23 protein-coding genes and 1 tRNA gene are annotated in these 22374 nt (G+C 53.2%); 9 read left to right on the top strand and 15 right to left on the bottom strand.

All coding sequences use genetic code 11. The features are described 5' to 3' along the window. Nucleotides 1–201: 201 nt before the first annotated feature. Nucleotides 202–609: an ACT domain-containing protein gene (locus tag CSQ89_RS13725; protein ID WP_099406711.1), complete on the bottom strand. Its 408-nt coding sequence runs from the start codon at nt 607–609 to the stop codon at nt 202–204. A 37-nt stretch (nt 610–646) separates the two neighbouring features. Then, nucleotides 647–1258 carry a LysE/ArgO family amino acid transporter gene (locus tag CSQ89_RS13720; protein WP_099406710.1) on the bottom strand — a complete coding sequence of 204 codons (612 nt, stop codon included), beginning with the start codon at nt 1256–1258 and terminating at the stop codon, nt 647–649. Nucleotides 1259–1367: 109 nt separating this feature from the next. Here CSQ89_RS13720 and CSQ89_RS13715 point away from each other — a divergent pair, with 109 nt between their 5' ends. The 3 genes from CSQ89_RS13715 to CSQ89_RS13710 all read left to right on the top strand — a co-directional run bounded on the left by CSQ89_RS13715 (nt 1368) and on the right by CSQ89_RS13710 (nt 3228). Beyond that, nucleotides 1368–2264, top strand: a complete 897-nt coding sequence (locus CSQ89_RS13715; RefSeq protein WP_099406709.1) for a LysR family transcriptional regulator ArgP — start codon at nt 1368–1370, stop codon at nt 2262–2264. A gap of 95 nt (nt 2265–2359) precedes the next feature. Next, nucleotides 2360–2515 (top strand): hypothetical protein, encoded by a 156-nt coding sequence (locus tag CSQ89_RS23700; protein ID WP_308418157.1) that lies wholly within the window; start codon nt 2360–2362, stop codon nt 2513–2515. A gap of 32 nt (nt 2516–2547) precedes the next feature. Then, complete coding sequence (locus CSQ89_RS13710) at nt 2548–3228, top strand: mechanosensitive ion channel family protein (protein WP_308418156.1); 681 nt, start codon at nt 2548–2550, stop codon at nt 3226–3228. 43 nt (nt 3229–3271) lie between these two features. Here the strand turns inward: CSQ89_RS13710 and CSQ89_RS13705 are convergent, their stop codons facing one another. From CSQ89_RS13705 to CSQ89_RS13685, 5 genes are all read right to left on the bottom strand, one after another. Continuing rightward, nucleotides 3272–3823: a DUF2062 domain-containing protein gene (locus tag CSQ89_RS13705; protein WP_099406708.1), complete on the bottom strand. Its 552-nt coding sequence runs from the start codon at nt 3821–3823 to the stop codon at nt 3272–3274. 78 nt (nt 3824–3901) lie between these two features. Then, on the bottom strand, nt 3902–5116 hold the full coding sequence (locus CSQ89_RS13700) for an ABC transporter permease (protein WP_099406707.1): 1215 nt from the start codon (nt 5114–5116) through the stop codon (nt 3902–3904). 1 nt (nt 5117) lies between these two features. Next, the gene (locus CSQ89_RS13695) at nt 5118–6269 is read right to left on the bottom strand and encodes an ABC transporter permease (protein ID WP_233203164.1); all 1152 of its coding nucleotides are present in this window, start codon (nt 6267–6269) and stop codon (nt 5118–5120) included. A 75-nt stretch (nt 6270–6344) separates the two neighbouring features. Beyond that, nucleotides 6345–7049 (bottom strand): ABC transporter ATP-binding protein, encoded by a 705-nt coding sequence (locus tag CSQ89_RS13690; protein WP_099406705.1) that lies wholly within the window; start codon nt 7047–7049, stop codon nt 6345–6347. Beyond that, nucleotides 7046–8233 carry an efflux RND transporter periplasmic adaptor subunit gene (locus CSQ89_RS13685; RefSeq protein WP_099406704.1) on the bottom strand — a complete coding sequence of 396 codons (1188 nt, stop codon included), beginning with the start codon at nt 8231–8233 and terminating at the stop codon, nt 7046–7048. Before CSQ89_RS13685 ends, CSQ89_RS13690 begins: the two co-directional genes overlap by 4 nt. Nucleotides 8234–8604: 371 nt before the next feature. Between CSQ89_RS13685 and CSQ89_RS13680 the strand changes: the two genes are divergently transcribed. The 3 genes from CSQ89_RS13680 (at nt 8605) to dxs (ending at nt 11669) form a co-directional block, all read left to right on the top strand. Continuing rightward, nucleotides 8605–8835: an exodeoxyribonuclease VII small subunit gene (locus tag CSQ89_RS13680; protein ID WP_099406703.1), complete on the top strand. Its 231-nt coding sequence runs from the start codon at nt 8605–8607 to the stop codon at nt 8833–8835. Further along, on the top strand, nt 8832–9731 hold the full coding sequence (locus CSQ89_RS13675) for a polyprenyl synthetase family protein (RefSeq protein ID WP_099406702.1): 900 nt from the start codon (nt 8832–8834) through the stop codon (nt 9729–9731). The genes CSQ89_RS13680 and CSQ89_RS13675 overlap by 4 nt, the downstream gene beginning before the upstream one ends. A gap of 90 nt (nt 9732–9821) precedes the next feature. After that, nucleotides 9822–11669 (top strand): 1-deoxy-D-xylulose-5-phosphate synthase, encoded by a 1848-nt coding sequence (dxs, locus tag CSQ89_RS13670; protein WP_099406701.1) that lies wholly within the window; start codon nt 9822–9824, stop codon nt 11667–11669. An 86-nt stretch (nt 11670–11755) separates the two neighbouring features. Here dxs and ygfZ read toward each other — a convergent pair whose 3' ends face one another. After that, on the bottom strand, nt 11756–12778 hold the full coding sequence (gene ygfZ, locus CSQ89_RS13665; protein WP_099406700.1) for a CAF17-like 4Fe-4S cluster assembly/insertion protein YgfZ: 1023 nt from the start codon (nt 12776–12778) through the stop codon (nt 11756–11758). A gap of 147 nt (nt 12779–12925) precedes the next feature. Further along, entirely contained in the window at nt 12926–14182 is a 1257-nt protein-coding gene (locus CSQ89_RS13660; RefSeq protein ID WP_099406699.1) for an AsmA-like C-terminal region-containing protein, read from the bottom strand. A 75-nt stretch (nt 14183–14257) separates the two neighbouring features. Here CSQ89_RS13660 and CSQ89_RS13655 point away from each other — a divergent pair. Continuing rightward, nucleotides 14258–14333: transfer RNA gene (locus CSQ89_RS13655), tRNA-Asn, on the top strand. A 155-nt stretch (nt 14334–14488) separates the two neighbouring features. Further along, on the top strand, nt 14489–15181 hold the full coding sequence (locus CSQ89_RS13650) for a hypothetical protein (RefSeq protein WP_139022786.1): 693 nt from the start codon (nt 14489–14491) through the stop codon (nt 15179–15181). A 122-nt stretch (nt 15182–15303) separates the two neighbouring features. Here CSQ89_RS13650 and CSQ89_RS13645 read toward each other — a convergent pair whose 3' ends face one another. The 5 genes from CSQ89_RS13645 to murJ form a co-directional block, all read right to left on the bottom strand. Continuing rightward, nucleotides 15304–16392: a TRAP transporter substrate-binding protein gene (locus CSQ89_RS13645; protein WP_099406697.1), complete on the bottom strand. Its 1089-nt coding sequence runs from the start codon at nt 16390–16392 to the stop codon at nt 15304–15306. A gap of 63 nt (nt 16393–16455) precedes the next feature. Further along, the gene (locus tag CSQ89_RS13640; RefSeq protein WP_099406696.1) at nt 16456–18180 is read right to left on the bottom strand and encodes a TRAP transporter large permease; all 1725 of its coding nucleotides are present in this window, start codon (nt 18178–18180) and stop codon (nt 16456–16458) included. Next, nucleotides 18177–18770: a TRAP transporter small permease subunit gene (locus CSQ89_RS13635; protein WP_099406695.1), complete on the bottom strand. Its 594-nt coding sequence runs from the start codon at nt 18768–18770 to the stop codon at nt 18177–18179. Before CSQ89_RS13635 ends, CSQ89_RS13640 begins: the two co-directional genes overlap by 4 nt. A 195-nt stretch (nt 18771–18965) precedes the next feature. Continuing rightward, complete coding sequence (locus tag CSQ89_RS13630) at nt 18966–20162, bottom strand: pyridoxal phosphate-dependent aminotransferase (RefSeq protein WP_099406694.1); 1197 nt, start codon at nt 20160–20162, stop codon at nt 18966–18968. An 88-nt stretch (nt 20163–20250) separates the two neighbouring features. Beyond that, nucleotides 20251–21786, bottom strand: coding sequence for a murein biosynthesis integral membrane protein MurJ (gene murJ, locus CSQ89_RS13625; protein ID WP_099406693.1), 1536 nt, complete (start codon nt 21784–21786; stop codon nt 20251–20253). Between the two features lie 121 nt (nt 21787–21907). Here murJ and rpsT point away from each other — a divergent pair, with 121 nt between their 5' ends. Then, nucleotides 21908–22171, top strand: coding sequence for a 30S ribosomal protein S20 (gene rpsT, locus CSQ89_RS13620; protein ID WP_099406692.1), 264 nt, complete (start codon nt 21908–21910; stop codon nt 22169–22171). Here the strand turns inward: rpsT and CSQ89_RS23245 are convergent. Further along, nucleotides 22155–22374, bottom strand: a 220-nt coding sequence (locus CSQ89_RS23245) for a hypothetical protein (protein ID WP_233203161.1), incomplete at its 5' end; no start/stop codon positions are given. The genes rpsT and CSQ89_RS23245 overlap by 17 nt on opposite strands.

Raw genomic sequence — 22374 nt, 5'->3', positions numbered from 1 at the left:
AAACCGGGCGATGTGCATCAATTGGAGGCAGATTGACCTCAACTGCTCCAACCGCCCGGTGCGGACCCGCATGCCGGGTGGTGTGGCAGGGGTCGGCCAGAACATCTGGTCGCCCCTATGCCGATTGGGGGAATAGAATAAGGTGCCACCTCTCGAGAGAGGTGGGGCGGTAGCTTTGCGGTCAGAATGATGAGTGGCAGGCTATTCCGATGCAGTCTGCTGTAATGCGCGCAATGTTTCCATTGCATTTTCGGCTTGATTCGGCGGAATAAATAAGTGGTCATGCCAAGCGCCTGCCATTATATTGCAGGCAATTCCTCGGTCGGCTAATGCTTGAGACACTACTGCAGTTAGGCCAATTGCAGCCAAGTCGGAATGGACGGTTAGTGTGATCCACGCTGCGGTAAATAGCGCTGTTAGATTGTGTTGTTGGGCAGTTTCTTGCTCTACAACTAATGTCCACCCTTCTTTTTCTTTGAAACTGGCAATAGTTGGGATGTCGTTTGGGCTGCGTAGTGGGCCTAGGCTGACAAATGCATAATGGCCAGGTTGGAGTTCAGGTTCTAGGCTAGCGAGTAAAGCCGTTAACGGGCGAAAAGCTTGATTCATGACATGCCTTTGTATGGAAAAGATGTCTATCGGGCACCTAGCCGAGGGCTACCAGGGCCGCAAGCCCAAGCATAGTGGTGCCGGTTAATGCGTCAATGCCTCGCCAAGCTATAGGTCGAGCAAACCATGGTGAGAGTAGGTGGGCACCGAAACCCAAAGCGCAAAACCACAATAGTGATGCACTGATGGCGCCTGCAATGAATTTGGTTTGTTCGCTAGTTGGGTGCCGCCCCCCAATCGAGCCAATCAGTACAACCGTGTCCAGGTAGACATGCGGATTTAATAGCGATAGGGCTAGTACAGTTAGCAATGCTTCGCGTGTCGTTAATGTTTGGGCTTTGCTGTCTGTTTCCAAGGTATTGCTGGAAAACGCGGCACGCCAACTTCGCAGCCCATACCAAAGCAGGAAAGCTGTACCCCCCCAACGCGCCACAATCATTAAATTCGGCGAGTTCTGGACTACAGCCCCCATGCCTGCCACTCCCAGACTAATCAGGCAGGCATCGATAAGAACACAGGCGATGACGGTGAGCACCACATGTTGGCGTTTTAGGCCCATGCGTAAGACATGAGCGTTTTGTGCGCCAATCGCCATGATTAGGCCGGCACTCACGCCCAACCCTTTCAAAAAAGCACTGGAAATGAGCATTAAAAAATCCTTATATGTAGAGCTGTCATTGTCCATCTGTATGCTTTAAACCTGAATAAAGTTTAGTATTTTTGTGTAATGCTTAATTTTATTCATGAAAGGCTATCGCATGGCGCTTGATGTTCGCAAAGGTGAGGCACTATTGGCGGTGCTGGAGACAGGTAGCTTTGAGCAAGCTGCCACCTTATTGCACTTGACACCTTCTGCTGTATCGCAGCGTGTAAAGGCGTTGGAAGAAGAGTTGGGAACCCCGCTGATGGTACGGACACGGCCCTGTCGTGCAACAAAAGCAGGCCAGCGCTTGGCGCAGTACTTACGCCGTAGCCGTTTGCTGGAAGAAGAATTCGTGGCCGAGTTGGCTGAGGTTGAGGGCCAACCTGTAAGTATTCCGATTGCGGTAAACAATGACTCCCTGGCGACCTGGCTGTTACCTGCGCTAAGTGATTTTCTGATTGAAAAGCAATTGTTGCTTGATATCACCGTTGATGATCAAGACCATACCTATGCTTGGTTGGAGGCAGGCCAAGTGTTGGCAGGTGTTTCGGCAGCAGCAACGGCTATGCGGGGATGCCGAGTGGAACCCTTGGGCGTTATGCGCTACCGGCTACTTGCCGCGCCTGCATTTGTGGCGCGCTGGTTTGCTATGGGTATTAACCGTGAAGCAGCGCGAGATGCTCCGGTCTTGGTGTTCAATCGTAAAGATGTGATTCAGAGTGATTTTTTGCAGCGGGAGCTTGGATTGCCACCCGCGAGTTACCCTTGCCATTACATACCGGCAAGCGAATCTTTCTATCAGGCTGTGAGGCTGGGGTTGGGTTATGGCATGGTGCCAGAGCTACAGTATGGCGATGACGTGACACGTGGCGAGCTCATCGATCTAGCACCCAATAAACCCACCGATGTCGCACTTTATTGGCATCACTGGCGGGTGCAGTCGCCCAAGATGGAAAGGCTTAATGCTGAGGTATTGAAAACAGCACGCGCGGTCTTACGGCCATTCTATTGAGATTGATCTTTTCTCAGAATTCTTCTCATGCAGCTTCTAAGCTGGTTGTGCATCCAGGCAGGCTATGGAGTCAATTATGATAAGGAGAAGAGGCGATGGAAGAAATAGATTTCTCACAGTGGCAGAACATTCTGCTGGGATATGCCACGACTGTTGGCATGAAGATCCTGGCGGCCGTTGCTTTTTGGGTTATTGGCCGTTGCTTTTTGGGTTATTGGCCGTTGCTTTTTGGGTTATTGGCCGTTGGTTGATCGGGATGGCGGGCAGGGCAGTAGCTAGTTCGTTGTCTCGCCAAAAGGTTGACCCGACGGTAATGCGCTATATCGGCGGTGTATTGACGGTTACGCTCAATATTCTGCTGGTGATCGGCATCCTCGGTTATTTCGGGGTGCAGACAACGACTTTCGCAGCCTTGATCGCCGCAGCCGGCGTAGCGATAGGCATGGCATGGTCGGGTTTATTGGCAAACTTTGCCGCAGGTGCGTTCCTGATCGTATTGCGCCCTTTCAAAGTCGATGATTTCGTCTCTGTAGCCGGCATCACGGGCACGATAAAGGAAATTGGGCTATTCGCTACCACGATCAATACGCCAGACAATGTCTTGACCATGGTGGGTAACAATAAGGTTTTTGGAGATACCATCCAAAACTTTACGGCCAACCCCCATCGTCGTGTAGACCTAAAAGCACAGTTGGCGGGTAATGCCGATCATCGTGCAGCTATCAGTCTTTTAAAAACCAAGCTTGCCGGCATTGCTAACGTGGTTAAAAGCCCTGAACCGGAAGTCGCTATTTTGGAATTCAATCTGGTTGGACCAGTGTTGGCTGTACGGCCCTATTGCCACAATGATCACTACTGGCAGGTTTACTTCGACACCCAGACCCTTATACGGGAAGGATTGGCAGAGGCGGGTTTCCCTGCACCCATGCCGGCTCAGACCGTATTGGTACATAACGTGGGATGAAGCAACCAAATCAATAAAGCCGGACACATGCTGTCCGGTTTGATTAAGTCTGACGCCGCGATCGACGGCTACGGAGGGCATGCAGCACATGCAGACGCCAGCCCAGTTGAACCAAACCATAGCCGGCAAGCGCAAGTAGCAGGGCAAGCGCGACGATACCTATCGCCAGGGGGGCGCCCAACGCTAACATCCAATCCATCCAGGCGTGTGCGGTGCCCATCAGGTTAGCCCAATCTGTTACCGGTGCATCGGCTATGGGTGCGGGATGGCCGCTTGCTCCGGTAATAAGCCGCCCAATGCCGAAAGCCAGCAAATAGAGGGGAACAATGGTGAAGGGGTTACTGAAGAGCGTGCCAAATATAGCAACAGGCAGATTAACCCTGAACAGCACGGCAAGTATCGTAGCCCCCAGCATTTGCAATGGCCCTGGAATCATACTGCTGGCCAGCCCGACAGCCAGACCGCCTGCGACGGAATGCCGATTCAAATGCCAAAGGTTGTGATGCGTAAGAAAAGGGGCGCAGCGCCGGAGAAAGCGGTTGTTGTCCAATGTCTCTCGACTAGGGAGTAAGCGACGTAGTAGTTTGCGAGGCATAGGTACGTGTTGTTCAGGGTTTTGAAAGATTGGATTGGCAGCGACTTAAACCGTTCAAAAGCGGTATCCGTGCGCAATTCAGGCAGCGCGTAAGGCATCGACGATTTGCAATCGTGCAGCGCGTAAGGCTGGTAAAAACCCACCAAGCATGCCCATTAGCAATGCAAACAAAAGCGACTTCAGCACAATGATTGGGGTGAGGGTGAAGCTGAATGCCAGTTCGGCAAAGGTTTGCCAGTTCATTGTCGATACCGCAAAGAACTGCATGAATGAGGCCAGTATCAAGCCCACGACACCGCCTAATAGCGCGAGGAAAAGCGCCTCCAGCAAAAAGGCCAGCATGACGCTGCGACGCCGGTAGCCCAGTGCCCGTAATGTGCCGATCTCACCGGTGCGATTGGCAACAGCGGCGTACATGGTGATCATGGCGCCAATAATCGCGCCGACGGAAAAGATGGCCGATAGCACGCTGCCGAGAATCGAAATAAAGCTTGCCATCACCTTGGACTGGTCCGCATAAAATTGTGTCTCGCGCTTGTATTCAGCGGTCAGGCGCTGGTCTGCCTCCAGCTTTTTCTGAGTGGATGCATAGGCATCGGTATCACGTAGTTGGAACACCAAAGCAGAATAGTTAAGCCTGCGGAAGGCTTGCATCATTTGTTCTGCATCACCCCAGATTTCTGAATTGAAGCCAGTTTTTCCGGCATCGAAGATACCTACCACGGTCCAGTCACGCCGGGCAAAGTGCAAGCTTGCACCCAACTGCACTCCCTCAAAACCATCTGCAATTGCACGCCCAACCATAATTTCCGCGCTGCCAGGTAGGAAGCGCCGGCCCTCTATCAGTTTTGCCTGTGGCCGGATCGCCAAGCCTTGTGCACCAACGCCCCGTACGACGATATTGGCCGGCTTGTTCGTACATGGTGGCGTCGGTGGGTCGGATTTGCTGCATGTCCCGCCTTTTTTCTGCAATGAAATCAATACCACTGCTTCGCGACTACTTAATTGCCGGCCCATGGCATTCAAGGCGATGGGGGCGCTGCTCTCGATGATGGATGCCTCTTGGCGAGATAAGCCACTCTGTATTTCAGTTTGCGAGCCCTTGCGTATGGCAACCACGTTTTCCGCCAAGCCGGTGGCCGTGAGAGTTTGCTTCAGCCCTGCTTCCAGCATTAATACTGTGGCGAAAACAAAGACCACCAAGGCCATGCCGCCGGCAGTCAGAACGGTGGTCAACTTACGGGTAAACAGGTTACGCCAGACATAGTGCAGTGGAATGCGGCTCAGGCGCATGTCAGCCGACCGCCCGCAAGCCATCAACAATGCGTACCTGCATCGCACGCCAGGCGGGAATGGTTGCGGCGCTCAGCGCAACAACCAGGGCGGCGGCGACCTGTAGCCACACTGTGCTATTCGCTACATTGAAAACCGGAAAGAGGTTATCGAGTGCCTGCCCTACGGCCCGTACTGCGGGCCAAGTTAAAGAGATGCCAATGCCTGCCCCGATAGCGCACAGGAGTAGCGACTCCACCAGAATCAGCCAACCGATCACGCCGGGGCTGAAGCCCAGTGCTTTCAAGGTCGCATATTCCGCGGTACGTTCACGTGCCGACATTGCCATCGTATTGGCCATGACGGCCATGATGATGAGAATCACCACATAGCTGACCAACTGGATAGCCAGCACGATGCTTTCTGTCATGGCCACAAAGCCCAGCTGGAAGGCTTTTTCGGTTTCAGTCAGCGTCTCAGCCAACGAGTTCCTGAACAGGCTATCTACCCGTTCGCTGATCAATGCAGCTTCACCACCGTCGCGAATGCCTATGACGAATACCCCACTGCTATTGCCGCGTCGAGGGTAACGTTGGGTTATCCATTCATTCAGATAAGTCCAGTGGAAGAAAAATTGATTTTCATCGGTACCACTATCGCGGCCGGTATAGATACCGCGCACGATAAAACTCCAATTACCTGCGTAGATCGTGCCGCGCAGTGGGATACGATCGCCGATTTTCCAGCCAAATCGCTGCGCCAGCTTGCGGCCGACCACGCAACCTTGTCGGTCACGTATAAATGCCGCCAGCTCAGCATCTTCAAGGTGAAACTCTGGATAGAGTCGTAGGTAGCTGGTGGGTTCGATAGCGAATTGTGGGAAGAAATTCTTTTCCTCTATGTAGACGCCACCAAACCAGTTGGCCCAGGAAACAGAAGTCACGCCTTCGACGGCACGTATCTTTTCCCCGTAATTGATTGGTAACGGAAAGACCAATGAAATGGCGCTGCGGGTGATAAGGCGTTTATCCGATGCAGCATCGGCACCTGCATACCAAGCGGACACCACCGTGCTGAGTAGGCCAAAAGATAAGATGGCGAGGGCGATGCCAGCCAAGGTGAGCAGTGCGCGCAAGCGATGGCGTAGTGCATTCTTCAGGGCCATGCGCAGCATGAATAGGATCATCGCTTCACACTGGCAGGTTTATTGAGCTTGGTTTGCGTGGGCATCATCGCGTGTGGCCTCGCATTACACCTTTGCGGGCTGAAGCATTTCCAATGCAGACAACTCACCCTTTTCCAGATGGCGGATAGCATGCGCGCGCTCGGCAGCACGGCCATCGTGGGTCACCATGATGATGGTCTTACCAAGCTCGGTATTCAGTTGCCCTAGCAGGTCGAGGATTTCGCCAGCAGATTTACGATCCAGATCGCCCGTGGGCTCATCTGCCACGATCAAGCTTGGATCACTGACCAGTGCGCGGGCGATGGCGACGCGTTGTTGCTGGCCCCCCGACAGCTCGTTTGGATAATGGCTGCTACGGTCTGAGAGGCCGACCATTTCCAATGCCAAGCTGGCGTGTTCTTTGCGCTGTCGGGCATTCAGCGTGGTCAGCATCAGGGGCAACTCAACGTTTTCCTGTGCATTGAGTACCGGCATCAGGTTGTAGAACTGGAAGATGAAGCCCACATGGCTGGCGCGCCAATCAGCCAGTTCCGCTTCGGCGAGGGTAGCGATATCGACCTGATCGACTATGATCTGCCCGCCGCTGGGTTGGTCTATGCCTGCAATCAAATTCAACAGCGTGGATTTGCCGGAGCCCGATGGCCCCATCAGGGCCAGGAAGTCGCCAGGGGCAATATCAAAATCAATGTCTTTGAGCACATCTATGACTTGGCCACCTCGCAGATAGTGCTTGCTGACATGGCGCAGGCTGACGGCTGGTTGACTCATGCCTTGGTCACCTGCACCTTGGCGCCGTCTTCCAGATTACTGGGTTCCAGTACCAGCACGTCATCTTGCTTTAAGCCCTGGCGCACTTCAATCAGGTCGCCCAGCTTATTGCCCAACTGCACCTTGACTTGGTTTGCTACCCCGTCGTGCACCACGAAGACGGCCCCATTGGCTACTGTACGGGGATTAATTGCTAGCCGTGGACTGCGTTCTTGCTGTGTCAGGGGTCGGTTCAGGAAGCTTACTTTGGCGCTCATTTCGGGTAGTACACGCGGGTCATGCTCAATAAAGCTCACTTTGAACGTGACGGTGGCTTTGCTGCGATCCACGGATGGGACGATGCTGTTTACTTTGCCTAGCAGGCGTAAATCGGGGAGGGCATCGAGCTGAATCTCACAGGGCTGGCCCTGCTTGGCTTTGAACAGGCTGGCTTCAGAAACATCGGCTTCCACCTCCAGCGTGCCCATGTCCGCCATGCTCACAACGGCTCCCTTGGAGTCGGCGCTGGCATTGAAGGGCGAAATAACATCGCCGACATTGGCATTTTTAGTGAGTACCACACCGGCAAATGGCGCACGTATCAAGGTGCTATCCAGTGCGACTCGGGCTTGTTGGAGTGCAGCCTGTGTTTGGCGAATGACCGCGGTTTGTGCCCCAACTGCGGCTTGCGCTTGTTTGGCGCGTGAAACCGCATTGTCGTGCGAGGCATTGGAAATAAACCCCTGGGCAAGTAATTCTGCGCTACGCCGCATGGCGCGTTCAGCCTCCAACGCATCCGCTTCACTTTGCTTCAGCCGTGCTTTGGCGGCTTCCACATTCGCGACGGCTTGCGCTACTTGCGCTTCTTGCTCGGCATTTTCCAAACGGGCAATCAGTTGGCCTGCGGTGACGGGGCTGCCTTCGCGTACACCCAGCCATTCAAGCCGGCCTGTGGCTTTTGAGGCAATGGCGGCTTTTTTTTGCGCGACAACGTAGCCTGTGGCAGTGAGGTCGGATAAAGCTGAAGAAGGCCATGCCTGTGTTACTTTGGCAGTTTGTATAGGTTTCGGCTTACCGGCCAGTACCCATATGATGCCACCGCCCAACACAACGGTTATCAGCAACGGCATGATCCATTTGCGCTTGCGGGCAGGTTTTTCTCCTGCCTGGCGCTGAATCGCGAGTTGCTGCAACGGTGAGTTCATGGAGGGTGACGAGCAGCGGGATAGAGCTGTTCAGTGTAGTCAGTCTTAGGTGGAAATTCTGCCCCAAACCTCTTGATATCACTGATTAGGCTTTGTGATTACATAGGAATTTTGTACCCACGCAACAGCCTATCAAACGATTGTTTGAAATCAGAAGAGCTGTGTTACATTTCACTTTGTAGTCGTTGTGCCACCTACTACGGGTTGCGTAACGAGGCCACCGGGCTTGCCCGGTAGGTTTGCCTACGCTTGGGTATTTAGGGCGCGTTGGATGACTCCGACGCGCTTTTTTTATGCCGTTTGCGGAGTGACCTTGTCACTAGCAGGGTAAAATCGCAGGATTGATCGATCTCACTTCCTAGTTAGAGCCAATGGCAAAACCCAGCAAAACAATAAGCTTTGAGTCCGCAATGACTGAACTCGAAGCCCTGATTACCGAAATGGAAACCGGCCAGTTGCCGCTGGATGCTTCTCTGACAGCCTATAAACGGGGAGGGGAACTGATCCGTTATTGCCAGGAGCAATTGGCTGGCGCCGAGCAGCAGATCAAGATATTGGACGGGGATGTCCTTAAGTCTTTTGAGCCTGAGGGTGATGCATGAACAAGTCACAAGATTTCCAAACCTGGTCTTTCGCCATACAGCAACAGATGGAGTTGGCTTTGGGCAGTGTATTGTCTCCTGCCAGTCAGTTGCCACAGCGTCTGCACGAAGCCATGCGTTACGCCGTACTGGGTGGTGGCAAGCGGGTACGCCCCTTGCTGTGTTTTGCCGCCGGCCAGGTGGTGAATGCATCGGCTGAACGCCTGCAGTACCCCGCAAGCGCGGTTGAACTAATACATGCTTACTCGCTGGTACATGATGATATGCCGTGCATGGACGACGATGTCCTCCGCCGAGGTAAGCCAACCGTTCATGTTGAGTTTGATGAGGCGACGGCGCTATTGGCGGGTGATGCGTTACAGACTGCGGCATTTGAAGCAATTACAGCCCATAGTCTGTGCAATGAACCTGCCGACCAGTTGAAGATGGTGAAGATACTGGCTACTGCCACAGGTGCCGCCGGTATGGCAGGAGGGCAGGCGATTGATCTGGCTTCAGTCGGCAAGCCGCTTAGTCTGGCAGAGCTTGAAAATATGCACATCCTCAAAACCGGGGCGTTGATTCGGGCAGCGGTGTTGCTGGGCAGTTATTGTGGTGATGCTCTGATTACGTCCGAGCGCGATAAGCTCGACCGTTTCGCCAAGCTGATGGGGCTGGCATTTCAGGTGGTGGACGATATTCTTGACGTGGAAGCAGATAGCGCCACGCTGGGTAAGACTGCAGGTAAAGATGCAGCAAGGGATAAGCCAACCTATGTTTCATTATTGGGATTGAAGCAAGCCAAGTTACGCGCTGAAGAATTGGAAGCTGAAGCACTTGATTGCCTGGATATATTCGGGAGTCGTGCGGAGCGTTTACGCCAGTTGGCCCACTTTATTGTTCACCGTACCTTTTAATTTTCTTGCTGGGCATGAATGCCCTGCGTGATGACTTTCGCCACACGGCGCATACGCTTATTGTGTTTGCCCATACCTTATTAGATTGCTATGCCTTATCCGCTTCTCGACCTCATTAACCTGCCTGCCGACCTGCGTCGGCTGGATGAAGATCAGCTCAAGCCTTTGGCCGAGGAGCTGCGTGCTTTCCTGCTGGAGTCAGTTAGCCAGAGTGGAGGCCATTTCGCCTCCAACCTCGGGGCGGTTGAGCTGACGATTGCGTTGCACTATGTCTTTGATACGCCAGATGATCGACTGGTTTGGGATGTGGGTCATCAAAGCTACCCCCACAAGGTACTGACTGGGCGCCGCGACCAAATGCCTACGATGCGTAAATACGGAGGTTTGGCGGGCTTCCCCAAGCGCGAAGAAAGCCCATATGACACCTTTGGCGTAGGGCACAGTTCAACCAGTATTGGTGCTGCTGCCGGTATGGCAGAGGCGAGCAAGATCCTGGGGCAGCGGCGTAAGTGTGTGGCGGTGATTGGCGATGGGGCCATGACGGCAGGCCAGGCATTTGAAGCGTTGTTCAATGCTGGCGATAAAGATACTGACTTATTGGTTGTGTTGAATGACAACGAGATGTCGATCTCACCCAATGTGGGTGCTTTTAATGCTTATCTGGCCAAGCTGATATCAGGGCGCTTCTACCAGGGTTTTCGTTCAACAGGTTCCAAGGTGCTCGAAAATGTACCGCCCTTGCACGAACTGGTGCGCCGTGGTGAAGAGCACATGAAAGGATTTTTCACCCCTTCCACCCTGTTTGAGGAGTTTGGCTTCCATTATGTCGGCCCCATCGATGGGCATGATCTGGATACGTTGGTACCTACTCTGCAAAACCTCAAGAGCCTCAGTGGCCCGCAGTTTCTACATGTGGTGACCAAGAAGGGCCAAGGTTACAAGTTGGCGGAAGGGGACCCGGTCAAATACCATGCTGTAACACCCTTTACACCCGCCGACGGCATGGCGGCAAAGGCGGTAAGCAAGCCAACCTACACGCATATTTTTGGCGATTGGCTTTGTGATATGGCCCAGTTGGATACCCGCTTAGTGGGTATTACGCCTGCCATGCGTGAGGGTTCTGGCATGGTTGAATTCGAAAAGCGCTTTCCTGATCGTTACTACGATGTAGGTATTGCTGAACAGCATGCCGTTACTTTTGCTGCCGGTTTGGCTTGCGAAGGCCTGAAGCCGGTTGTGGCAATTTATTCGACCTTTTTGCAGCGTGCTTACGATCAACTGATTCATGATGTGGCACTGCAGAACCTACCCATTGTTTTTGCGATTGATCGTGCTGGCCAAGTGGGAGCAGATGGCCCGACGCATGCGGGTAGTTTTGATATCAGTTTCTTGCGGTGTATTCCGAATATGGCAGTGTTATGCCCTGCGGATGAGAACGAGTGCCGCCAGATGCTCTACACCGCGTTCCAGCTAAATCAACCAACAGCGGTGCGTTATCCTCGTGGTACTGGCCCTGGCCTGCCGGTATCAAAGGAATTTGTAGCATTGCCCGTTGGTAAAGGAGACGTGCGCCGGCAAGGTACCCGTATTGCTATCCTGGCTTTCGGCAGCATGCTGACACCCGCACTGAAGGTGGGTGAGGCGCTCGGTGCTACGGTTGCGAATATGCGTTGGGTGAAGCCACTTGATGTCGAGTTGGTGCGAACGTTGGCGGCGCAGCATGATTACCTGGTGACGGTAGAGGAAAACGCCACCATGGGTGGGGCCGGTTCTGCAATATTGGAAGCGTTGAGTGCTGCCGGTATCACCAAGCGGGTACTTCAACTTGGGTTGCCAGACCGGTATGTTGATCACGGTGATCCATCGATTCAACTAGCTGTGTGTGGTTTGGATGCAGCGGGTATCGAAGGCAGTATCCGTAAGGCATTTGCGCTTTAAGCGTTTTGGGTTTGCTCGAAATACTGGACCATAAAAAGCACAAAGCCCACCTGACTGGTGGGCTTTGTGCTTTTTATGGTGTTGGTTTATTCATGTACAGGGTAGGGAAGTTCCAACAAACTTAAGCACGGGCCTTCTTCGCTGCCAAGGTGAATGCCGTGTTCCAGACTGCTCAGCTGTATTACAGCCAATGCTTCCCAGCGGCCATCACCCACTGGTGCCGCTAGGGCAATCTGGCCTGAAGCTTGTCCGTTCATTTCCGGGCTGTAAACGGCATCACCTACGTGCATGGCAGTATCAGCAACGACACGGAAGGTTCGACGTTTGAGTTTGCCCAGATATTGGGTGCGCGCAACGATCTCTTGACCGGGGTAACAACCCTTTTTAAAGCTAACTGCGCCAATTAATTCCATATTGGCCATCTGTGGAACAAATGCTTCCTGTGTTGTGCTTTGCACCCAAGGAATGCCAGCGCGGATGTCGGTTAGCGTCCAGCAATCTGCCCCTGCCGGCGTAGCGCCGAATTCACAAAGCTTTTGCCATATGGTTTCAGCATTGTCGGCCTGTAAGCCGATCAAGAAGCGATCAGCTTCAAGGCGTACCAGCCAGCCTTGGGGGAATGACACCATTTGCATGGCTTCATTGGGTAAATCGGCGGCGAGGAGTTGCTTTGCATGTGTCGCCGCCTGAGGGCCAGTTAGTCCGAGCAGAATACGTTCGTTGCTTGCGTCGCTGGCTTTTGTCTTGCTGCGCATGACGAACATAGCCAACCGCTTTTGGATGGCTGGTAATAGATCACGCGGTAACATCAACAGCCGGTCATCCCCTTCCGGTAGTACAAGCATGTTGGCCAGCATACGGCCCTTGGGTGTGGAGTAACTGCTGTACTGGCATGAGGCTGCGGTCAGTTTTTTGACATCGCTGGATAGCTGTGCCTGCAAGAAGGCAATTGTTTCTTCCCCGCTGAAACGGATTAGGCCGAAGTGGGTTAAAGGGATAAGTGCAGCACTGTTTTGTAAGGCAGCAAGGCTAGTGCTGATATCGAAAGTGGCTGCTTGTTGTGCATCAAATTGTGCGCCTTGCGCGCTGAGAAATTCGAGCCACGCCATGGTTAGCGTCCTTCTAGATTAGAAATAACATCGCCGGCACTTGGGCCGGCGAAGGAGAAAAAAGAGTCTATTGCCGATAGCCTAGACGGTACCACTAAGAATCCATTTCACGCTTTTGCAGTGTGCTCTCTATAGGCTCATAGGATTCTAGAAAATACGGGTAGTGCTATCGCCACTACCTGATTTTGCTGCACCGCTAGAACGAAGTTCAGGCGCGCTGAGTGTGCCATCGATACGCAAGGGGGCATTGATAACAATTACACCACTGGCAAGACGGGTAGCGAGGCTGCCACTAAGATTGCTTTTGTCATCAATTGTCATCTTGCCAGAGGCAGTGAATTTGCCTGAGTTCAACGCCAAACCACTTAATGAGACAACATGCTTATCGAGGGTATAGGTGCCGATCAATGTATCAAAACTGGTTTGCCCCCCGCGTTGGAGTACCGATGGATTGGATGACTTTAATGGTGTGATCAAGTCGAAATTATGCAACCGGCCATCTGTGAGGGAGAATTTCACTTCAACGGAGGGCTGGTCAAGCAGAGTGCTGTAATCGTCGCTCGCAAAATCAAAGGTTGCGGCAGCAGTCATCCGACCGGTGGCACGAGAGATTGGGCTTCCCAGGGCGATTAATGGTTCTACTTGCATACCGCGAGTCTGGAGTGTGCCATGTAGTTTCCAGCCGTCGACCCAGTCCAGCTGTGCTTGTCCGGTTGCAACAGACCCAAACAGCATGCCACTGATTTCGTCGATCAATAAGCCATTCTTGTCAGCAAGACCTCGCAAGACCAGTTGGTCAAAATGTGCGGGGTATTTTCCAGGCAAGTCCCAGTTGCGTGCTTCCAAACTGAGCGCCAATTGGCCTTCGGCAGGCTTTATATCGACTTTGACATGCTCATCAGCTGAATTAAGGGTGATATTGTTCAGTGCCCCATCTGGCTTGAAGGCGAACGTTCCTGATAATGGTCCTACCGCATTTTTTGGTAGTTGGATTTTCAGGTCAGTTATCTTTAGTGAAGAGATACGGAGAGAGTCGTCCGATAAAGGTGCTTTTAGTCGTTCAGGTATCAGTAACGCAAAATCGTATTTAATCGAAGCGGACTCCATTGTAACGTCCGCCAACGATTGGCCGAATTTGAGCACATTGCGCATGGTGATCGGTATGGCGATTTTTGCAATACTATTTTCGCCTGGTTGACCAAGTTCTACGCTGCGTAATTGTACTTCGGGCTTTGGCGAATAACTGAAAGCAATAGCACCAATTTGTACTTTGGTTCCTAATCGCCCCGATAGGCTTTGCTCTACATCCGACTTATAGCTGTCGTATGGAATAAGCATAGGAACAGCGGCCACAATGGCAGCTAGGACAAGGACGATAATCAACAGTTTCTTGAGGGCGGACATGAGGCCTCTATGTGGAAAAACGAAACGGGTGTTGACACGTTTTTGGCAGCCTCTTAGTATAGCGGCTTCTTTAGTTCCTCGATAGCTCAGTCGGTAGAGCGCCGGACTGTTAATCCGTAGGTCCCTGGTTCGAGCCCAGGTCGAGGAGCCAACCGAATCATAAAAAACCGCGTTGTCGAAAGGCAACGCGGTTTTGCTTTTTGCACTTTCTTCATCGTTGTTTGACGTTCGGCGTAAAGTCGCTAATAACTGCTTGAGCCCGCCTTGTTTATAGGCAAGCCCCTGTGTCAACGCCGAGAGAATCTCATGACAACGTCAAATGAACAAGTGACTAAGTTACCATTAATGAAACGTATTGTATTAGCAGTACGTGGTGGTGTGCCTAGCGGCCTGTCTGCTGTATTGGTAATAGTGGTGCTTATCTTGGTGTTGGCGCTTGGCATCGGCGGTTTCCTGGGTGGTTTTGCATTGGCTACTAAACGCAATCAAACACAGGAGCGAAATCTGATAACCCAGACGCGAGCGGCCAAATTGGCCGAAGCAAAGATGGCGGGCGAAAAAGCTGAGTTGGAAAAATTTATTGAAGCGTTGAAGGTTCAGACCGCTGCCCGTAAAAAAGATATGGATAATTTGAAAGACCAATTGGATCGTGCTCGACTGGAACGCGAGACCATGGATAAAGTATTGACTGAAATTCGCGATAGCTTTAGTGGAGCCGGTGCTAAGGGAGATAAGGCGGAGAAGGTCAAAGAAGTAGTGAATGGAGCGATGTTGAAATTTGGGGGGAAGGAGTGCGGTTTATCTGGTAGCGTGGTCAAAAATAAAGAGGATGTGCAGTGTTTGAATCTGCGTGAATCCATTGATGCAATGAACAGCAAGCCAGCTGGGAATGCGGATAAGGCTGCGAAACCAGCTGATGCCGCCAAACCGGAAGATAAAGCCAAGACGGTGGTGCCGGCGCAAAAGGAAGCTCCCGCCGCCAAGCCAGCAGGACATTGAATTAAAAGTTATGTGCCCAAAGAAAGAACCCGCCAAATTGAACTGACCCCCGGAAGTTGGACGGTTAGTTGAAGGGCGGGTTCTTTCTTATGGATTGCCGATAAAGACTAATAGTTTGAGCGCTATTTGGCGCGATTTGCGTACATAAAATTTTCGAGGCTGGATTCTGCCAAACTGAACCAACCTTGCTCTATACCGCGGAATTTTTTCCAGTCCGTATAGACCTTCTTGAAAGCAGGATTCTTGGCAGCTTCCTCTTCATACAGTTCAAACGCAGTGGTTTGGGCGGCTTTCATGATGTCGACCGGGTATTTGTGTAACTTGACCCCATTCTGCAGCAGGCGGACCAGTGCTTGGGGGTTCTTGGCGTCGTATTCAGCTTGCATGGCGATAGCCGCTTCTGCTGTGGCGACTTCAAAGGCAGCTTGGTAGCTCTTGGGTAATTTGGCCCATTCTTGTAGATTCACATAGAAGGAAATCTGTGGACCTGGTTCCCACCAGCCTGGATAGAAGTAGTTTTTGGCCACTTTATAGAAGCCTAGTTTCTCGTCATCGTAAGGCCCTACCCACTCCGCAGCATCAATGGTGCCTTTTTCAAGGGCTGGGTAGATATCTCCCCCCGCAATGGTTTGGGGCACTGCGCCCAGGCGTGACCATACCTCACCGCCGATACCCGGAATGCGTATTTTCAGGCCCTTTACTTCCGCCAAGGATTTGATGGGACTACGGAACCACCCACCCATTTGGGTACCCGTATTGCCACCGTAAAAGTTGATAACGTTATATTCCTTGAGGAAGTCACGCATCAATTGCAGACCACCGCCGTAGTACATCCAGGCGGCTTGCTGGCGTGAAGAGAGACCAAACGGAACGGCGGTATCGAAACCGAAGGTCTTGTTCTTGCCAACATAGTAATAACTACAGGTATGGCAGGCTTGGACCGTACCATTCTGTACGGCATCAAGTGCTTGCAAGCCCGGGACGATTTCGCCCGCCGCCGCGACTTTGATCTGGAACTTGCCATCGGTAAGGTCGGCAACACGTTTGGCAAGTTGTTCAGCGCCGCCATAGATGGTTTCAAGGCTTTTGGGAAAGCTTGAGGTGATGCGCCATTGGACATTCGGCTCAACCGCAGCAATGGCGGGGGCGGCGAGGCCGGTTGCAGCCACTGCGCCAACACCGGCTGTTTTCAGAAAACTGCGTCTTTCCACTGTCTGCTCCTTCTTGCTGGGGTTAAGACAACACGATGAGGTGCTATCAAGATCAAGGGTGCGCTAGTTTGTCTTTCCGGCTTCTTCTAGCAATGCGGCGGCGGGGTCGACTTGGTCTTTGTCTATTTCTGGAAGGGGCGCTGGCAACTTACTGCCGCTTTCTTCCATCAGAGCTGCCCCACCATCCCCTTCACTTTGTTCTGTTGGTGCATCCTGTGGCAGACCTTGCAGCACCTCCTCGGTACTCTGCGTGCTCTCTGCTACGGGGTTATGCAATGCGTGGGTCACCAGTTTGGGGAAGCTAATAACCAAGCCCACCATCACTACCTGGATAAGCACATAAGGCACCGCACCCCAGTAGATATCAGTGGTTTTGATGCTTTTGGGGGCAACGCTGCGGAGGTAGAACAAAGCAAAGCCAAACGGCGGGTGCATGAAGGAAGTCTGCATATTCACGCCCAGCATCACGCCAAACCAGACGAGGTTGATACCCAGTTTCTGTGCGATAGGTGCCAATAGGGGCACCAGGATGAAGGCAATTTCAAAGAAGTCGAGGAAGAAGGCCAGGATGAAAATCAGCAGATTGACCACGATGAGAAAGCCAACTTCGCCACCAGGCAGGCTGACGAACAGGTGTTCTACCCAGGCATCCCCATCCACACCCAGAAAGGCAATGCGGAATACGCGCGCCCCAATAAGAATGAAAACCACGAAGGTCGTGAGCTTCAGGGTCGAGTTCATCGCTTGACGAGCCAAATCCAGACTTAGCTTGCGTTTGACCAGGGCAAGGATAATGGCCCCGACTGCACCCATTGCACCGCCTTCGGTTGGTGTAGCCACGCCGAGGAAGATGGTGCCCAATACCAGGAAGATGAGCACCAGGGGCGGGACCATGACAAAGACGACGCGCTCGGCTGCTTTGCTCAGCAAGCCCAGTTTAGTGACACGGTTGATAACGGCCGCGGTGAAGGCGATGGCGATGCCTATCAAGCCGGAGACGATCAGGCGTTCATCGAAAGGGGTGTCTGCGGTAGCGTAGTGATAATGGTCGTAACCCAGCCCAGCCGTGATGCAGAGCGCAAGTAAGGCCAGAAGAGAAGGCGCGCCACTTGATCCATTCGGCTCGCGTAAGGTGCGAGCCTCCGCGGGCAAAGCGGGGACAGCGTTGGGTTTGACGATGGTGACTGCGAATATATACAGCGCGTATAAGCCAGTCAGTGCCAGACCAGGCACCAGTGCGCCGGCATACATGTCGCCGACTGATGTACCAAGCTGGTCGGCCAACACAATGAGCACCAAGGAAGGCGGAATGATTTGCGCCAGTGTGCCCGACGCGGCGATCACCCCGGTGGCGACGCGCGGGTCATAACCGTAGCGCATCATGATGGGTAGCGAGATAAGGCCCATTGAAATGACCGACGCGGCGACCACCCCGGTTGTCGCAGCCAACAGGGCACCGACAAAAATCACGGCGTAGGCCAGCCCGCCACGTACCCGGCCGAAAAGCTGGCCGATGGTGTCCAGCATTTCCTCTGCCATGCCCGATCGTTCCAGGATCAAACCCATGAACGTGAAGAACGGAATAGCCAGCAGGGTATCGTTCTTCATGATATCGAATACCTGCTGCGGTAAAGCCTGCAGCAATGAGGCTGGCATGATGCCAAGCTCGATACCGATAAACGAGAACAGTAAGCCTACAGCCGAAAGCGCAAAGGCGACCGGGTAGCCAATCAGCAGGAAGCCGATCAGCGAGGCGAACATGATGGGAGCCATGATTTCGTGGTTCATGGCTGATCCCCTTTCTTCAGCAAGGGATCAAGGTTTTGCCCGATAGCCTCCTCGATCTGGCTATCTTGTTTTTCTGCAGGGTTGGGAATCAGCCCCTTCAGAAACGCAATACGTTTGATCACTTCTGCCAGCACCTGCAGGATCAACAACCCAAACCCGATGGGAATCAGCGCCCATACCGGCCAGCGGATCAGCCCACCGGCATCGGGTGATTGTTCGCCCGAGGCAAACATCTGGCCCACAATGGGCCAGGAGAAATACAGGATTACAACGGCCATGGGCAGCAGAAAACACAGCCCGCCGATGATGTCGATGATGGCTTGTTTACGGGGTGATAACCTGCCCAGTATCAAGTCGATGCGGATATGTTCGTTGTGCTTGAGGGTATACCCTGCGCCGAGCAGAAAGATGGCGGAGAACAGATACCATTGGATTTCCAGAAATGCATTCGAACTCATGTCGAAGGCTTTGCGCACTACGGCGTTGCTTGCGCTAATCAAGGCACAGATCAGCACAAGCCATTTGGCGAGGTGGCCGATGCGCTCGTTGAGCGTGTCGATCCAGCCAGCCAATTTGAGTAGCAGCTGCATTTGTATGTTGTCCCATTTTATTGTTTTGGTGCGTTAACCTGTTCTGCCGCCAGGATTTAATGCATCAACAACATACTAACAGGCACCTCCTGCAGGACAGGAAAGCCTAAATAAGGGTTTCGTATAGTGTGGCGAATGGGAAACAAATAAAAACGCCGCCCGAGATGGGGCGGCGTTGCCGGTAGTGAGTTCGAGTCAGTTCAACGCGGCTTCGATTCGACTCAGTGCTTTTTCCAGATTAGCCATACTGGTGGCGAAGCTGATGCGGAAATAGCCCTCAGCCCCAAAGGCTGAACCCGGTACGACGGCGACATCCTGTGCTTCAAGCAGATAACTGCCTAGCGCCAAATCAGTAGGTGCAGCCAATTTGCCTTCACGGTGCAAATTCTGGATAGCTTCGCGTGCATCCACAAAAGCGTAAAACGCACCGCCGGATTTCAGGCACGTTAACCCACGGATCGCATTGAATTTGGTTACCACGAACTCATGTCGTTCATTGAAGGCTTGCAACATCGGGGCAAAACATTCAGCTTGTGGGCCATTAAGTGCAGCTTCAGCCGCGACCTGCGAAATAGATGAGGGATTGGACGTGGATTGCGACTGGATGTTTTCCATCGCCTTGATCAGGAATTCAGGGCCTGCTGCGTAACCAATACGCCAACCCGTCATCGAATAGGCTTTCGACACGCCATTAAGCAGCATGGTCTGCGGGTAAAGATCGGGACAGGCATTGAGGATATTGGTAAATGTGGTGCTGCCCAGCATCACATGCTCATACATATCGTCTGATGCAATCAGCACATTCGGATGTTTCTTCAGCACTTCACCCAATACGGACAGCTCTTTCAGGGTGTAGACCGCACCGGTGGGGTTGGAAGGCGAGTTGAGCACTACCAGCTTGGTACGTGGTGTAATCGCTGCGGCCAGTTGAGTCGGGCTGAGCTTGTAACCTTGCTCGATGCCACATTCGACAATAACCGGTTTGCCCTCTGCAAGCAGCACCATATCGGGGTAGGACACCCAATAAGGCGCGGGGATGATGACTTCGTCCCCCGGGTTCAGCAAGGCTTGGCAGAGATTGTAAAAACTCTGTTTGCCACCGCATGAAACCAAAATCTGCCTGGCTGTGTAGTCCAGCCCCTGGTCACGCTTGAACTTGGCAATGATGGCGTTTTTCAGCCCCGGCGTGCCTGATACCGGTGTGTATTTGGTGAAACCGGCTTCAATGGCTGCAATGGCAGCGGCCTTTATATGGTTCGGGGTATCGAAGTCCGGCTCGCCGGCGGCCAGTGCAATAACATCGCGTCCTTCAGCCCTAAGCTTTTGCGCCTTGGCGGTGATGGCAAGGGTGGGCGATTCCTTGATAGCCTGCACGCGGTGCGATAGTTCCACGGTAGTCCTTGATCGTAGCCCGGTACCGGTACTGATGGTGCTGGGCAAAGATAAAAAGTGAAAGCAGATTAAATTATAGCCGCCTGGTTCAGGTGCTTCGACGGGAGAAGTCGCGAGGGCGGAACCCCAAGGCAGCCAGTACGATGAAATAAACCGAGGCGCCCGCGCCAATCAATACACTGAGCTTACCAACCAACACTCGGCCCGGCATGCCGTGCCAAGCTCCGAGCGCGTGCTGCAGCCCCCATAGTGCGATAGCCATAAGGCTGACGGCAATGACTAACTTGCCTAGAAAAACCAGCCACCCTGGTTGGGGTTGATAAATCTTGCGCATGCGTAAGCCCAGGTACAGCAGACCGGCATTTAGGCAAGCGGCCAAACTGATGGCCAAGGCGAGGCCAGCGTGGGCTAGCGGTTCGTACAGCAGCAGGTTGAATATCTGGGTCATGACCAGCGTGGCGATACCGATCTTTACCGGTGTGCGGATGTCTTGGCGTGCATAGAAAGCGGGGGCCAGCACTTTGATGGAGACCAATGCCATGAGGCCGACGGCGTAGGCCATCAACGCTCGTTGGGTCATCAGTGTATCTTGCAGGCCGAATTGGCCGCGCTCGAACAATACAGCAATCAGTGGCTCGCCAATGACCGCCATCGCAATGGCGGCTGGCAAGGCCAACAGCCAACACAAACGCAGGCCCCAGTCCAATGTCGCCGAGTAGTCGTCATATCGTTCCGACGCATTCAATTTAGCAAGGCTGGGCAGCAGAATCGTGCCTAGTGCCACACCCAGCACACCGGTAGGTAGTTCCATCAGGCGGTCAGCGTAATACATCCAACTCATGCTGTGGTCGGGCAGGTACGAGGCAAAGTTGCGATTCAACAGCAAGCTGATCGGTGCAACCGACACGCCGAACATCGCTGGCCCCATCTGCTTGATGACCCGCCAAACGCCAGGGTCGTGCAGGTTCAGCCTGGGCCACGACAGCATGCCTATCTTGGCCAAGAAGGGCAGCTGGAAGACGAGTTGCGCCAAACCACCGGCAGTCACGCCAATAGCCAATGCAAAGATGGGTTCATTGAAATAGGGCGCGAGCAGAAGACTGCTGCCAATCATGAACAGGTTCAGCAGCGTGGGGGTGAAGGCAGGCACGCTAAAACGATTCCAGGTATTGAGGATGCTGCCGACCAGCGAGGAGAGCGATATCAGTAAGATATAGGGGAAGGTGATGCGGGTTAGCTCTACCGTCAGTTGGAACTTGTGCGCATCCTTTTCATACCCCGAGGCAGACACAAAGACAATGGCCGGCGCAGCTGCGACACCGATGACAGTGAGCACCACCAGCGCCAGCGTCAGCACACCGGCCACATCGGCAATGAATTGCCGGGTGGCACTATCACCCTGTTTTTGTTTGTATTCAGCCAGCAAAGGCACGAAAGCCTGCGAAAATGCGCCCTCGGCAAAAATCCGCCGAAACATGTTTGGCAGCATGAAGGCGACGACAAATGCATCCATCGCCTTGCTGGCGCCAAACTGGTGGGCATTGATGGCATCGCGCACGAAACCGAGAATACGGGACAGCATGGTCATGCTGCTGGTGCGGGCAAGAGCTTTGAGCAGATTCATGCTTGAAGAGGGCTGATTGACAACATCGCGCCAGTGTACGCGATGATTGCTATAGCGAACGAGCTTCGGCATAATGCGCGGTTTCGCGATAGTCCTTTTACCGGTTTAAGGAGTTGATTTAATGGCAAACAGCGCACAAGCACGTAAGCGCGCAGGTCAGGCTGCTAAAGCCCGTCTTCACAACATGAGCCAACGCTCGGAATTCCGCACTGCCGTCAAGAAAGTGCTGAAGGCAATCGAAGTTGGCGATAAGGCCGCTGCGGCTGAAACCTTCAAGGCAACCGCCAGCACGCTGGACCGTATTGCTGACAAGGGTGTGTTCCACAAGAACAAGGCTGCTCGTCATAAGAGCCGCTTGGCTGCCGCCATCAAGGCGATGGCCTAAGTCGCAGGACATAGACAAACGAATCGCTGGCCAGCATCGAATGTCGAAAAGCCCGCTCAAATGAGCGGGCTTTTGTTTTTGTGCGCCCAGCATGGGCGCACTCCTGCGGGTGGAAGTCCCGCCGTAAGTTGATCACAGCGAACGAAGTGAAGCGCAACTGCGTGAGGGCGACCGAGCGTGGGAAGGAAGCGTGGATCGTAAAC

It is taken from the genome of Chitinimonas sp. BJB300, assembly GCF_002735695.1.
Classification (GTDB): domain Bacteria; phylum Pseudomonadota; class Gammaproteobacteria; order Burkholderiales; family Chitinimonadaceae; genus Chitinimonas.
This window is presented reverse-complemented; position numbering and strand designations above follow the sequence as displayed.

What these genes read in the sequence shown, in the direction of transcription:
- CSQ89_RS13725 (WP_099406711.1), bottom strand. Translation starts at nt 609, where the DNA reads ATGAATCAAGCTTTTCGCCCGTTAACGGCTTTACTCGCTAGCCTAGAA.
- CSQ89_RS13720 (WP_099406710.1), bottom strand. Translation starts at nt 1,258, where the DNA reads ATGCTCATTTCCAGTGCTTTTTTGAAAGGGTTGGGCGTGAGTGCCGGC.
- CSQ89_RS13715 (WP_099406709.1), top strand. Translation starts at nt 1,368, where the DNA reads ATGGCGCTTGATGTTCGCAAAGGTGAGGCACTATTGGCGGTGCTGGAG.
- CSQ89_RS23700 (WP_308418157.1), top strand. Translation starts at nt 2,360, where the DNA reads ATGGAAGAAATAGATTTCTCACAGTGGCAGAACATTCTGCTGGGATAT.
- CSQ89_RS13705 (WP_099406708.1), bottom strand. Translation starts at nt 3,823, where the DNA reads ATGCCTCGCAAACTACTACGTCGCTTACTCCCTAGTCGAGAGACATTG.
- CSQ89_RS13700 (WP_099406707.1), bottom strand. Translation starts at nt 5,116, where the DNA reads ATGCGCCTGAGCCGCATTCCACTGCACTATGTCTGGCGTAACCTGTTT.
- CSQ89_RS13695 (WP_233203164.1), bottom strand. Translation starts at nt 6,269, where the DNA reads ATGCTGCGCATGGCCCTGAAGAATGCACTACGCCATCGCTTGCGCGCA.
- CSQ89_RS13690 (WP_099406705.1), bottom strand. Translation starts at nt 7,049, where the DNA reads ATGAGTCAACCAGCCGTCAGCCTGCGCCATGTCAGCAAGCACTATCTG.
- CSQ89_RS13685 (WP_099406704.1), bottom strand. Translation starts at nt 8,233, where the DNA reads ATGAACTCACCGTTGCAGCAACTCGCGATTCAGCGCCAGGCAGGAGAA.
- CSQ89_RS13680 (WP_099406703.1), top strand. Translation starts at nt 8,605, where the DNA reads ATGGCAAAACCCAGCAAAACAATAAGCTTTGAGTCCGCAATGACTGAA.
- CSQ89_RS13675 (WP_099406702.1), top strand. Translation starts at nt 8,832, where the DNA reads ATGAACAAGTCACAAGATTTCCAAACCTGGTCTTTCGCCATACAGCAA.
- dxs (WP_099406701.1), top strand. Translation starts at nt 9,822, where the DNA reads ATGCCTTATCCGCTTCTCGACCTCATTAACCTGCCTGCCGACCTGCGT.
- ygfZ (WP_099406700.1), bottom strand. Translation starts at nt 12,778, where the DNA reads ATGGCGTGGCTCGAATTTCTCAGCGCGCAAGGCGCACAATTTGATGCA.
- CSQ89_RS13660 (WP_099406699.1), bottom strand. Translation starts at nt 14,182, where the DNA reads ATGTCCGCCCTCAAGAAACTGTTGATTATCGTCCTTGTCCTAGCTGCC.
- CSQ89_RS13650 (WP_139022786.1), top strand. Translation starts at nt 14,489, where the DNA reads ATGACAACGTCAAATGAACAAGTGACTAAGTTACCATTAATGAAACGT.
- CSQ89_RS13640 (WP_099406696.1), bottom strand. Translation starts at nt 18,180, where the DNA reads ATGAACCACGAAATCATGGCTCCCATCATGTTCGCCTCGCTGATCGGC.
- CSQ89_RS13635 (WP_099406695.1), bottom strand. Translation starts at nt 18,770, where the DNA reads ATGCAGCTGCTACTCAAATTGGCTGGCTGGATCGACACGCTCAACGAG.
- murJ (WP_099406693.1), bottom strand. Translation starts at nt 21,786, where the DNA reads ATGAATCTGCTCAAAGCTCTTGCCCGCACCAGCAGCATGACCATGCTG.
- rpsT (WP_099406692.1), top strand. Translation starts at nt 21,908, where the DNA reads ATGGCAAACAGCGCACAAGCACGTAAGCGCGCAGGTCAGGCTGCTAAA.